Source organism: Haloarcula sp. KBTZ06 (assembly GCF_048595605.1).
GTDB classification, from domain to species: Archaea; Halobacteriota; Halobacteria; order Halobacteriales; family Haloarculaceae; genus Haloarcula; species Haloarcula hispanica.
The window spans coordinates 42,476-55,627 of the sequence record NZ_CP184338.1; the positions used below are offsets into that span (position 1 = coordinate 42,476).

Consider the following 13,152-nt stretch of genomic DNA (forward strand, 5'->3'; position numbering starts at 1 on the left):
GAACTGGCTCTTTGCACAATCAAGGGTCTCGTCGTCTTCACCGCCGCGCAATGGCAACGTTGCCGACGGACGTGACGCTCCCTGAGCGGGAGCTTCGCCAGGAGGTGTTTGACGACGAGATTTCGGACCGATGATGCATGAAGTGATGTAAGAAGCCGCTGAGCACTTCGGGATCGGGACTGGCAAACCAGACAGACAACAGGTGCTGCGCCTGAATCTGACCGAACTCGAAATCGACCACCCCGATATGGGTCAGACGATTCGACACTTCGCGAACGCCGATAGCGACTCGAAGCTTGCTGACAGCGGTGAGACGACGCTGGGTTCCTATGGTGGCGGCCAGCAGCCATCGGCAATGACTGATGGAGGCACCGTTGCTGACTGACTCCCCTCACTGAACCGCTCTCAGCACGCCCGCGAGCACGCCATCGCCAGGTCTGTTAGCTTTAGCTATGTCGTTTGACGAGTACTGAGGGTTGACCACGCCGATGAGCTGACGTTGGGGAGGCAGTAATCACCTCAATGAGTGGCCAGAGCAGCACCCGACCGGCACGCTTGTGCTGTCGCTAATCGCTCACCCGCAGTGCCGACATTCAATCCCGATTCGGGTTTTCTGGCCGCTTCGACGATTTAAGATAACTGTCCGTCTTGTCATACCCGCTGGGTTTCAATCCCGGTTCGGGTTTTCTGGCCGATTCGACGCCATTCTCGGCGGCGTCTTTACGCTCGCATCGCTGTTTCAATCCCGGTTCGGGTTTTCTGACCGCTTCGACCTACGTGCTCGACGTGTTCAACGACAGTATCGGTAGTTTCAATCCCGTGCTGGGTTTTCTGACCGCTTCGACTTACGAGGTCGACTCCTACGATGCGGACCGCAATATGTTTCAATCCCGTGCTGGGTTTTCTGACCGCTTCGACTGTCCCAACGTGAAAGCAGGCAGTGGCACCCGAGAATGTTTCAATCCCGTGCTGGGTTTTCTGACCGCTTCGACGAAACAGGGGTTCCAAATGAAACGACATATTCGGGTTTCAATCCCGTGCTGGGTTTTCTGACCGCTTCGACCGGTCGGAGAACATGGGTGTGATATTCACCCTGCCAGTTTCAATCCCGTGCTGGGTTTTCTGACCGCTTCGACGGTGTGGAGGTGACGGGTTCCGTAGCGAGAACACGGTTTCAATCCCGTGCTGGGTTTTCTGACCGCTTCGACAATGCGCTCGACATCTCGCCAGCCGCTCACGTCCAGTTTCAATCCCGTGCTGGGTTTTCTGACCGCTTCGACCCGCTCGTCAATGCACGATTTGCACATCTGGCGTGCCTGTTTCAATCCCGTGCTGGGTTTTCTGACCGCTTCGACCCGAACAACGGACTTCTCGACACAGTCCTCGTCGTGTTTCAATCCCGTGCTGGGTTTTCTGACCGCTTCGACAGTTTGCCCTGGAGGTTGTTCAGCGCATACATATCCTGTTTCAATCCCGTGCTGGGTTTTCTGACCGCTTCGACCCCCCTTGGAGAGTCCGATGATGTCGATATCGGACAGTTTCAATCCCGTGCTGGGTTTTCTGACCGCTTCGACATCATCAACATCAACTGGCCCCTCGTCTCGGATGTAGTTTCAATCCCGTGCTGGGTTTTCTGACCGCTTCGACCGTCGTCGACGGTCACGACAGCGTCGTCGGCGTGTTTCAATCCCGTGCTGGGTTTTCTGACCGCTTCGACCGCCGCCGCTGTCATCGTCACCGCTCGTATCACTGAGTTTCAATCCCGTGCTGGGTTTTCTGACCGCTTCGACCGAGAAACGCTTGGAAGGGCGCGTCCTGAACGCCTGGTTTCAATCCCGTGCTGGGTTTTCTGACCGCTTCGACCTGCTGACGCGACGGGTATCGTTCAGCAGGTCACTTTGTTTCAATCCCGTGCTGGGTTTTCTGACCGCTTCGACGCCCAATTCCGCCAGCCCCAGCGGCGCTGTTGCGCTGTTTCAATCCCGTGCTGGGTTTTCTGACCGCTTCGACATATCGTGCATCAGCCGACCGACGGCAACACTGTCAGTTTCAATCCCGTGCTGGGTTTTCTGACCGCTTCGACAAAATCGACGCCGAAATAGAGTCCCAAGAGTCTCGGTTTCAATCCCGTGCTGGGTTTTCTGACCGCTTCGACACCGAACAGTCCCGGCAACTCGACGCGACCCACCTCGTTTCAATCCCGTGCTGGGTTTTCTGACCGCTTCGACTCTTGGGTTTCGATGTGGACCAACGGCGGCCGGTCGAGTTTCAATCCCGTGCTGGGTTTTCTGACCGCTTCGACGGCTACGAAGTTGTGACAATTGCACAGTCGACGGCGGTTTCAATCCCGTGCTGGGTTTTCTGACCGCTTCGACCATCACCGACGTACACGCTGACGGTCCCAACCACAAGTTTCAATCCCGTGCTGGGTTTTCTGACCGCTTCGACCCCGCATACGTGGTACAATCAGGGACCGCTCTCGGGGTTTCAATCCCGTGCTGGGTTTTCTGACCGCTTCGACAACACGTTTCCATGGCGGTAGAGGTTGGGATCCCATGGTTTCAATCCCGTGCTGGGTTTTCTGACCGCTTCGACTCCAATGAGCGGCCGTCCAGACGAACTCACGACAGTGTTTCAATCCCGTGCTGGGTTTTCTGACCGCTTCGACGAGGCCGACGACCAGGCCCGCATCCGCATCGAAGAGTTTCAATCCCGTGCTGGGTTTTCTGACCGCTTCGACGGATAGGCCGCGAGACGTGCATTTAGACGAGATACGCGTTTCAATCCCGTGCTGGGTTTTCTGACCGCTTCGACAGGGGGTGAAAATACGGTTATAGGGCTGAAAAGTCTTTCTCAGCCCGCCAAACAAAGACCCGGTTACGTCGACTGTGGCTGTACACTGATTTAATAAAGGTCCACGTAGTCAGCCATCATCTCGAAGGAGCAATTGTCCGGTCAGAGTCACCTGTGCGAACTTGGTTTTCCCGTCTGTCCATGTCTCGATTGCTCCTGCATCGGCAAGTGCGGTGACGTGGCGTGTCACCGTACTTTTCGAGTTGCCAGTCTCCGCAGTCAGGTCGGGTATCGAGATCTCCCCCTCTGCATTGGCAATCGTCTGGAGTGTTGACATCGTAGTCTGTTGAATTTGGGCAGTCAACCGAGGGAGATTCCACTCCTGTACTGTCCCATCAAGATCGCTAAAAAACAGTGCAGCAGACAGCAATCGAACGTGTGTCATTGCAGCAATCGTGAATGGAAGCAACACGTCCCGTGCTCCGCCACCGAGCGAAACAATTCGCTCACCGTCTGCTGCCCGGATCAAATCACTACATTCCAAAACAGCTGTCTGAAAATCACCGTGTGTGATCTGTTCTGTTGTAAGATTGAGGTCCGGTTCAATCTCCTGTAAGAGGCGTTCGACATCCCCAATCGCTTCCTTGGCGCGTGAATCTGGTTCTTGATTTGGCCGTATTAAGACGACTGTGTCGCCGGTGTCGACACCGTGACTTAGCAGCGGCCGGGTAACGCTTGTACTGTTAAACCCAATCGCTGAGAGATATGTATGCATTACCTGCTAATCGTTTTGACCCGCTAAAATAGTACTGTTGCGTGTCAGTGAAATCGACGACTATTCAATTTTAGTTGCACGAAATTGAAATCGTCCCATTTTTGGGAAACGCTTATGATGGTACTGGGTCAATGACCCGGACACACCTGATGAACAAACAAGAAGTCTCGGCAAATAATAGACTGCGCCAAATCCACATCACGGCTCAGCCGGCATCTCGGTTTCCAGTGCCAATCTCGGACGGATACTCCGTGTATTCGGCGCTATTGGGTGTGCTCGAAGCCGTTGATGCGGACGTGAGCGGACACATTCATGACTCGTCACTTGGGAGTCTCCACAGCAGTGGCCTTCGCGGTGTGTTCGGTGATAGTGACCGTGCCTATCACAAGTTGCTCCTACCAGACGAGACCTATCAGCTAACACTTGGCGTAGTAGACCCTGCCGACACCGAGATTTTTCAGGCGCTGGTGAACGCACTCGTCTTGGAAGGTGATCGCATCGAGCTGAGCCACGGGGAATTACACGTTGAACAGTTCGAGAGTACGAACACGACACAGGCCGAACTACTGGACGAGGCGGGGTCGATGGATAACCCGACCATCGAGATGTCCTTCGAAACGGCGACCTGCATTGAGGAAGCCGGTGAAATTACGACGATGTTTCCTCATCGGGGTGCCGTATTCTCGTCACTGTTAGGGAAGTGGAACCGGTCTGCTCCGGAGGAATTGGAGTTTGAGTTGAGCCGGGAGGCGATTGAGGCGAATGTAATCGAGAAACCCGACGCACGCACGTACGATACCCATTCAGTGTTGGTCAACCGCGTCAGAAACGAAGACGGTGAGACGCGGAATATTTTCCGGCAGGGTTTCACTGGTGACTGTGCCTACGAATTCAAAGGAGCCAGTGAGTCCGTCGAGAATGTGGTATCGGCGCTCGGGATGTTCGCTGAATACTCGGGCGTCGGGAGCGCTGTTGCTCGGGGCTGTGGGCAGGTGAGCTTGGAGGCTAAAGACTGATGACCGACAACGATAGAATGCAGGCAAAACTCGATGAAATTGGGTCAGAGGGCGATGGCGATTCAGACGGAGTACCTACTGAAGGCGTTGACTCGTTTTCGCAGTCTCTCTTCGACGACCCAGAGGAAGAACTCGGAGTGGACTCTGACTTGGAGACTGTTGAGTCAAAATTGGATAGTATTTTAACCGAATATATTTCAGAAATTGACCCACAGCTCGTGGAGGCAGGCTGGTCGTTCCTCCCGAACAAGAGCGTTGAATACAACAAAGTCGACCAGTCGATGCTCAATCATACTCGAAATCTAGTATACTTTTTACACCAGCTTGGTCGACAAGTAGAGAATACCGATCTTCCACCGATTACACCGGAAAAACTCCGTCATCTCGTTGCACTCGCGGTCGCTCATGACTATCACAAGCTCCGCGAAGAAGACGAAAATCCAAATAAACGGTTCGATATCAAAATCAAGGAACTGGAGCCATTTATCAAGCAAATCGGACTGGACGAATTTAGCGCTAGTCAAGACGATCCTGATTCGGCACTCTCAATGCGGACGTTCCGTTCGTGCGCCGTCGATCATCACGAGACTAATAACGCTAACTCGACTCGCGTCACGACGACTTGGCGAGAGTATCGGCCACTAATCCGACTGGCTGACGCGATGGCTTCTTCCACGACACCGGAGGCAGCGACGAATACTCGCGTCCAAGATCGATTCCGTGAGGCATTCCCCAGTGGAAACGTCGAACTCGCATATCACCAGACCGACCACGTCAGTGGTATTTTTACGAACTTGTTGAACAAGGCCGTGAGCGAGTATCTACAAGAGGAATACAACTACCATCTACTCACGATGTATCAGGATGGCTGTGTGTATCTCGCACCATCGGATCAAGACCAGCCAGAGACTGACGAAGACATCGTTACCGCAATCACTTCACAGCTAGGGGATAGTATCGGCGATTCTCACCCATCGTACAACGATGTCGATCAACTGCGCTCAAACTTCTCGATTGTTGGCGCCCAAGGACTTTACAGTCTGAACGAGCCCGACTTTTTCTACGCTGGTAGTGGAACGATGTTGCAAGCCGTTGTTCGGAAGGGGATTACTGACGGCGACGCGGACAGTAGTGCCACGGACGCTGCCACAGAGTCGATGGAACTGTTGGAAGATGAACTGGGGACTGAGTACGAGAAAACCGAGCAGCAGTACGGTCTTGGTCGCTTTGTGAACACAATAAAAAGCTGGTTTGTCGATCCGCTGCTTCCCAGTGACCGAACTGCGAACGACCTGATTCGAGCCACTGTCACCGTATTCGGTCTTCCGGATAAGCTATCTGAGGATCTTGTTGCTCTCTCCGAAGACACTACCTCGGAGCTGACCAGTGGTGGCAAATGGGAATACTCGTATGCAATTGCACAAGGGCTTCTCGATCGACATGGAACCGGACCGGTAATTCCCACTGTTGAAGACGAAATCATTAACACATTGTCGGATGGGTTGGCCGCACTCGTTGACGATGACACTGATTGGCGGACCCTCATTCAGAACGAACACGCGGGTGATATGTCGGCAGAGGTCGAAGCGTTCATCGGCGAAAACCTCCGTGTTGGTGGTGGCAACCTCATTCTCACGAGTGCGACAGTCGATACTTACGACGAATACGTCAAATCATCACGGGGAAAGACCTGTATGCTGTGTAGCCGTGGCGTCGCGGCGGGTGGGAACCTTGGACCAATGAAATCCAAACAATCCCTGACGACGTTACAGGGTGGGTTTTCAAATAGGGAGATGGTCGGTGGAATGAAACGAGATAACCTCCTGCTGTGTTCGACCTGCCGAATCGAATTCTCATTGCGCGAGACGGCAGCGTCACGACGAGACGAAGGGCGATTGTTTTTCCATCTGGTTCCTGACTACTTTTACACACCCTACTCTTGGCGACTCTATTCTCGCTTAGTCAACCGATTCACTGGTGAAAACCGGGTCCGACTGGGACGACTTGCCGAGCGGGTGTTCGATATCGACTCTCTTGAAGAGTTCACCGGCGTGATGGACGAATTGACACAGCCGGAAGGGAACGGCCGAACGATGATTGAGTCACTTTCACAACATTTCGACCGTAATCAGCAGTTTGGTGCTCAGACGGTCGGTTACTTCAAAAACCCAGATAACGACACTGAGTTCCAGTTTTTCGCTGCGTTTCTGGCCCTCACCGTGAGTGCATACACTGGGATGCGCGTGTATCTGAGTTCGTCGCCTGTACCGGAGATGCGCTCTCGTGACTTCCCAGAGTTTGCAAAGATCGGGAGTGGGTTCACACAGGTGACGAGTTTCTACGGAGAGACTGTCCCACTGACCAGTCTTCGGTCAGTACTCCAGTCAGCAGCTGCCGTTGTGAAGCTTGGATACGCGATTCAGGGTAATGACCGCAACGACTCCTTGTTCGCAAAATACCTCCGGACGACACGGAACGAACTGTTGCCGGGGTCGTATCTACTCAAGCGTGCTGTTCAGACCTCAGATGAGGGGCCGTATATACCCGCCCTGATGAGGTATGCAGTCGCACTCGATCAGCGAAACGCGATAAGACAATCCAATTCACAGATGAGCGACACACCACACAATCGCATTACGACACTCGCAGACCTCGCATACGATGCCATCCGGCCAGCAAGCGGGCACGACCGGAAACCCCATCGTGTCGAACGCGTGTTCCGTGAGAGCGTCAAAGCGGTCTCGAAGACAGGACAACAACTCGACAGAGAAGACTACAGGATGTGTGTCTCCGGGCGACTTCAGAAGATGATCGACCGGCAGGCTGGCGACGCAGTCTACCCGGTCAGTTCCGAGGAGTCAGAGGCTGGAACACCGCTTCAGGAGCGCATCGAAGAGTACGCGAGATACTTTGTCGACGAAATCCTCTACGGGATCGCTGACGGGCGCCCCTCCCAACTGAAACGTCTCGAAAACAACCTTGCAGACGGTTTCTTCGGTGCGACACTTCGAGCAGAGGCAGAGTACTACGAAGAAGACAGCGCAGAGAAGCAGACAGCAGATCAAGCCTAACAATGATTCCAGACAGTATTACCGACGCACTCGACGATGGCACTGTTCCAATCGATGGCATGACCAATACGCCCGGAACGAACTACACGACGTTGTTAGTACTCCGGGAATTGGAGAGCCATGCGGTCTTCACAACGAATGGGCAGGACGCAGATATCACCTCATTATCGGTCGTTGGCGATGACGGGAGTATCGAGTACTCTCCAGGACTGATGTTCATGCGGAAACAGACCGGGAGCGACCGCCGGACTGGAAAAGCGATTCAGCGCGAATTACTGGAGTACGACCAGAGCGATTCGATGGATGTCAACGATATGAACCCCCAGTCCGTCGAGTCGGCACTTTATGGCAGTGCTGCTAGTGGGGACGACGATGTGGACATTGGCGTCACGTCACGAGTGATGTACGATACTGCGTTTACTGTCCGCGATGCCAGTGCTTGTATCGACGAGAAATTCCAGAACGCACCCGGTGAGGGGTACGCCAAAGGATCGACTGCCAACATTCGAGAGCCGGATTTCTTCGAACCGGGAACTCTGTTCCCGTGTAGCATAACCCTTCGGGACGCAACACCTGCGGAAGTGGCGTTCGTCGCTGCGATCACGAGCCGAAATAAACGCTACGGGGCGGCAACAACTCGGCTTGGACGTGTTAACAATCGTGTCCTCGGCCTCTACACTGGCTCTGAAGAGGGGCCGTCAAACCGAGAGTTGACCGCCGAAACGATTGTCTCGTTCGCCAGCGAGAGTGATCGAACGCTTGGTGATGTCGTCCAGGCTCCAGCACTGAATGCTGACAAAGCAGCGACATACGTCCGAGAGACCTACGACACAGCGTGTGCAGAGACAATTGCACAGACCCCTGTTGATGACGAAATCCTTGATAAATTACTGGCGCTCACAGATGACGAGAACCTCCAGACTGTGCTTGAAGCTCAACAACCCCACTCCCAGTCGTTCATCGACGATGCAATCGCAGCAGACGAAAGCTAATCCAAGAACATGAAGGTACTCGAAGCAACGCTGACAACACACGGAAAAGTCGGATTTGCATCTCGGGAAGTTGGTCGGATGGCCGACACCGATCCGTATATCCTCAACACAGCACTGCACTATGCGCTCGGGCTGGCGGGTGGCAACTACGTTGATGTTACACACCAGCCAACCTATATTGAGGATACCGCGGATATCGTCAACGAAGTGTACGTGACCCCTGCAACACCTGTTGCAGTCGAGAGTGATTCGATCCGAACGGAATACCTCACGACCAACCGAAACGCAAGAGCGGATACGTACGCGACCCCGAACTATCCTGCTGACGACGATCCAACAGGAAAGGCCAGCCAGAACCTTCCAACGTTCGAACGTGAACGAGCGCTCGCCCCGGGCAACCATTTCCGGTTCTACGTCTTTCCGTATGGCCGGACAGCTGAGACCGTCAAAGAGACGCTTCCACCGTATATCCGACTCGGTAAAAAACGTGGAAAAGGCCACGTTCGATATCGTATCGTCAATGCCGAGCGAAAGTCGGGGACGTTCTCGCTAGGCCATCCGCTGAGTATCTACGATCATAGCGCACAGCCACTCGGTGGCGTCGTGATGCGGCAGATGCAACCCACACCGCTCTGGTTCGAGGGTGAGTTCGAAACTGAACATTACGCGATAGAACCTCCGATTGATTCTACTGACCGCGTGTACTACCCGGCAGATGCCAAATTTCTTGCAACGAAACGTGACGATGTCTGATTCATCTTCATCAACTGTTCGGCTGAAGGGACTTGCATTGCAGGAATATCCTGGCGATTCGTATCCAGTTGATGGTGTCACACCCCACCGCCACCAGTGGGCACTCCACGACGCTCTGACAACAGGTGTTCCAGGTGTCTTCGTGAACGATGCACCAACTGGTGCGGGGAAGACACTTTCGTGGCTTGCACCGACGATTTCGGAGGGTCTTGACACAGTTGCAGTGTACCCGACGAACGCACTGATTGAAGATCAACAGGCGAATATCGAGTCACAGCTGGACGATATCGACGGTGGAGGTGATGTCCATTTACTGGCAGTCTCAAGTGACACACTCCAAGATGAGTACGCCACAGAGTATCCTGCTGCTGAATCGAATGGAGAGCTACTTTCGTACCTCCTACGAGATGCATTTCAGCGGCCAGAAACAGTAATTCTACTCACGAACCCAGACATATTCGTCCTGCTACGTCGAGAAATATACCACAAGCGAATTGATGGGATCAATCTCTTCGAAGTCGCTGTGGTCGATGAGTTCCATCGAGCGACACGAAAAGAACAGAATACACTCTTGTTTTTATTGGATGAAATGCAGGATGCCGACACAGAAATATGTCGGCTGTCATACCTCGTGTTCCTCAGTGCGACTCCTGACGAGGAGCTAGCCGAACGGTTCGATGAAGCCGTCTCTGCGCCCTACTATCCGCTCACGGATTTTGGATGGCGTGAGACGCCACATCCAGCAATGGCAGCGGACGACAAGCCAGTTATCGCATTTGCACCTGGCCAACTACCGACCGAGTACCGTCCAGTACTGCCACCACTCGAACTCCAGTTGGAGCCAGCAGCGACCTTTCAGACTGCGACACGCTTAGCTGAGGAACGGGAGGAAACCATCGACCGCCTCTTACGAGGACGAACGGTTTTGATGCTGGATGGCATCCACGAAGTTGATCAAATATATCGGTTGCTGCAGGATTCTGAACTCGGTGTTGTCGAACGAATCGACGGATTTCATCGTGGAGATATTGCTGATAAACTCGACCGATTTGACACGCTTGTCAGCAATGCGGCAGTCGAAGTTGGCGTCGATTTCGATACTGATCAGGTGCTGTTCTCGGCACACAGCGCCGCAACGTTCTTCCAGCGACTCGGCCGACTCCGAACACGTGAAGAGACATCAAGTGCCTACGCGTACCTCCCACCCTACGTATATAAACAACTTCAGCCGGAGATTGATGACTTCGGCAACGAGTGGATCGGTCGAGATCGCTTCGAGGAGTTGGTTGAACAACACTACGTCGATAATTCCACACCGAAGTCGTTTGACTGGCGGTATTCGGCCGTCGAGGCGTACCATCACGTTGAACAACGTGTAGAAAACGCACCATCGGACGAAGCCGGCCTGATCCGAAAAGAGGGCTGGAAACGAATCGAACGGCACTTTTGCCGACCGCATGGTACCGTGTTCTCGAAACAAGATGTGGAACGATGCCATGACGCGGTACAAACAAAGATTCTCGATGCGTTGCAAATGTACCGCGGCAACAGCCTCCAACTATCAGTCTATGATCCAGACCAACAGGCCGTCCAGAATTATAATCTGACATATCTACTACGACACGGCGACATCCGGTTATTGGAGCGGGATGACTTTTTTACACATATCCCCGGTCATCTCGAAGACGACGTATCGCGAGTAGAACGCTACAGCATTGGATACTGCATTTATTACGGAACTTACGACGGCGATGGAGCCGAAGGCGATGAAGGGTACACTGGACGTGACCTCTGCTTCAAACCAACTGGTGAACTGTACTCACTGTTGAGTGGGGGACAACGGCAGACTCGGAAACCAAAAGTGTGTACCGGATTAGAAGTCGAAACCTCCCCAGATATCGATGGGCTAGATCAGTTGAAAATCAACCTTAGTGAAACCGAAATCCTCTGTTATCCAATTGAAGGCCACGTCAGCGAAGTCTCGAAACAATACTCCATTGGTGAGTTCGGATTCGTTTATCCACTCCTTCACCCAGAAGGAGATACGGCTGCAATCGCGTTCAGCCACGATGCACTCTATTTGTACTGTCGAGTACAGGATCAGCAAGACGATGATGGACTCGATATTGAACTGGGTGAGTTGTGATGTCAGCAAGTTCTGTTGCAGATCATGACGACCTGGTTCATGTGAGTGCGCTGAATGAGTACCTCTACTGTTCACGACGATTCTACTACCAGCGGTATCAAGACGAAATCGGGACTCCCTACGAACTAGTTGATGGTCGGAGTAAACACGAGAATGCTGCTCACCGGGGTAACTGGATCAACGAACGATATTTATGTGATACCTCACTCGGTCTTCATGGCAAAATCGACATTATCGAATCCGGAGACGGGGTCCTAACACCAATTGAGCGCAAGCGAGCTGAAAGTGGCGGGTACTACACCAACGATGAAATTCAGTTAGCCGGTTACTGCATGTTGTTATCCAAAGCAATCGGTGAGCCTGTTAATTTCGGATACATTTATCTATATTCTACAGACCAGCGACACTCGGTTCGGATTACAGAGGATCATCGTCAAGCAGTCAACCAAATCGTCGAGAGAATCCAGACTATGTCCGTTGACGAGATACCTCCACTCACCGACACCCCTTCGAAATGCGAGGCTTGCTCCGCTCGGGAGTACTGTATGCCTGAGGAGACAGCCATGCTCGAACCAGAGAAAGCCCGCGGTTCCGGCTGGGAGGATAAAGTATGAAAGCAACCGAGGGGATGTTTGATGAGTCGGTTGTCTATGTCACTAAACAGGGCACTCAAGTCCGAACTGATGGTGGGAGAATTGTTGTCTGGGATGTCGATGGGGATGAGGGCGAACTTGCCACCTTTCCCACGGAGAAACTTGAAACGATCAACGTCTTCGGCGGGGTGAACTTCTCGACACCATTTGTCGCGGAGGCGAATGAACACGGGATCATTCTCAACTACTTCACTGAGAATGGCAAGTATCGTGGTAGTTTCGTTCCGGAACGGAATACTATTGCTGAGGTTCGCCGAGCCCAGTATGCTCTCAGCGAAACTGCTGAACTGGCTATTGCGGCATCGATGATCGCCGCAAAGATTCGCAATGCTAGAACGTTGCTCTCACGGAAAGGTGTCCACGGAACGGACGTGCTGAAAGATCTCGGTGTGCGTGCGACGATGGTCTCGACCAAAGACGACCTGCGCGGTGTTGAGGGTGAAGCCAGTGAGCGGTACTTCAGTCGCCTAAACGAGACACTCACCGAAGGATGGACCTTCGAGAAACGGACAAAGCGACCACCTGAAGACCACATCAACTCACTCCTATCGTTAACATACGTTTTCATGAAAAATGAGGTGTTGAGTGCACTCCGGCAGTATAACCTCGATCCCTTCTTGGGCGTCCTGCATGCTGACCGACATGGGCGACCATCGCTGGCACTGGATCTTCAAGAAGAGTTTAGGCCGATTTTTTGTGACGCCTTCGTGTCACGGCTGGTAAACCGGGGCGTGATCACGCACGATGAATTCACACAGGATAATCATCTGGGTGACGATGCGTTCAAAACCTATTGCTCGAAGTTCGACGAGTTCATGCAGGAGGAATTCACCCACCCGTACTTCGAATATACAGTCTCACGGCGAAAGGCTGTTCGGCAGCAAACAATCTTATTGCGGAAGGCGATTACCGAGGAATTGGATGAGTACCACGCCTTGACCTTCTCGAAATAA

9 protein-coding genes and 1 CRISPR repeat array are annotated in these 13,152 nt (G+C 53.1%); of the genes, 8 read left to right on the top strand and 1 reads right to left on the bottom strand.

Going from position 1 to position 13,152, the window contains the following annotated elements:
* Positions 1-202 precede the first annotated feature (202 nt).
* Positions 203-385, top strand: a complete 183-nt coding sequence (locus ACNO8S_RS16470; RefSeq protein ID WP_420182800.1) for a hypothetical protein — start codon at positions 203-205, stop codon at positions 383-385.
* Between the two features lie 205 nt (positions 386-590).
* Positions 591-2,814: a CRISPR direct-repeat array (repeat unit 37 nt; unit sequence GTTTCAATCCCGTGCTGGGTTTTCTGACCGCTTCGAC).
* Between the two features lie 109 nt (positions 2,815-2,923).
* Here the strand turns inward: ACNO8S_RS16470 and csa3 are convergent.
* Positions 2,924-3,568 (bottom strand): CRISPR-associated CARF protein Csa3, encoded by a 645-nt coding sequence (gene csa3 / locus ACNO8S_RS16475; RefSeq protein WP_420182801.1) that lies wholly within the window; start codon positions 3,566-3,568, stop codon positions 2,924-2,926.
* Between the two features lie 272 nt (positions 3,569-3,840).
* On the opposite strand from csa3, the gene cas6 reads away from it, so the two are divergent.
* Genes cas6 through cas1 form a run of 7 tightly spaced genes read left to right on the top strand, consistent with a single transcriptional unit; the run spans position 3,841 to position 13,152 of the window.
* Positions 3,841-4,584 carry a CRISPR system precrRNA processing endoribonuclease RAMP protein Cas6 gene (cas6, locus tag ACNO8S_RS16480; protein WP_420182802.1) on the top strand — a complete coding sequence of 248 codons (744 nt, stop codon included), beginning with the start codon at positions 3,841-3,843 and terminating at the stop codon, positions 4,582-4,584.
* Entirely contained in the window at positions 4,584-7,655 is a 3,072-nt protein-coding gene (cas10d, locus tag ACNO8S_RS16485) for a type I-D CRISPR-associated protein Cas10d/Csc3 (RefSeq protein WP_420182803.1), read from the top strand. Before cas6 ends, cas10d begins: the two co-directional genes overlap by 1 nt.
* 2 nt (positions 7,656-7,657) lie before the next feature.
* Positions 7,658-8,647 carry a type I-D CRISPR-associated protein Cas7/Csc2 gene (cas7d, locus tag ACNO8S_RS16490; RefSeq protein WP_420182804.1) on the top strand — a complete coding sequence of 330 codons (990 nt, stop codon included), beginning with the start codon at positions 7,658-7,660 and terminating at the stop codon, positions 8,645-8,647.
* Positions 8,648-8,656: 9 nt separating this feature from the next.
* The gene (gene cas5d, locus ACNO8S_RS16495) at positions 8,657-9,400 is read left to right on the top strand and encodes a type I-D CRISPR-associated protein Cas5/Csc1 (protein ID WP_420182805.1); all 744 of its coding nucleotides are present in this window, start codon (positions 8,657-8,659) and stop codon (positions 9,398-9,400) included.
* Complete coding sequence (gene cas3, locus ACNO8S_RS16500; RefSeq protein ID WP_420182806.1) at positions 9,393-11,546, top strand: type I-D CRISPR-associated helicase Cas3'; 2,154 nt, start codon at positions 9,393-9,395, stop codon at positions 11,544-11,546. Before cas5d ends, cas3 begins: the two co-directional genes overlap by 8 nt.
* Positions 11,546-12,160, top strand: a complete 615-nt coding sequence (gene cas4 / locus ACNO8S_RS16505; RefSeq protein ID WP_420182807.1) for a CRISPR-associated protein Cas4 — start codon at positions 11,546-11,548, stop codon at positions 12,158-12,160. The genes cas3 and cas4 overlap by 1 nt, the downstream gene beginning before the upstream one ends.
* The gene (gene cas1, locus ACNO8S_RS16510) at positions 12,157-13,152 is read left to right on the top strand and encodes a CRISPR-associated endonuclease Cas1 (RefSeq protein ID WP_420182808.1); all 996 of its coding nucleotides are present in this window, start codon (positions 12,157-12,159) and stop codon (positions 13,150-13,152) included. Before cas4 ends, cas1 begins: the two co-directional genes overlap by 4 nt.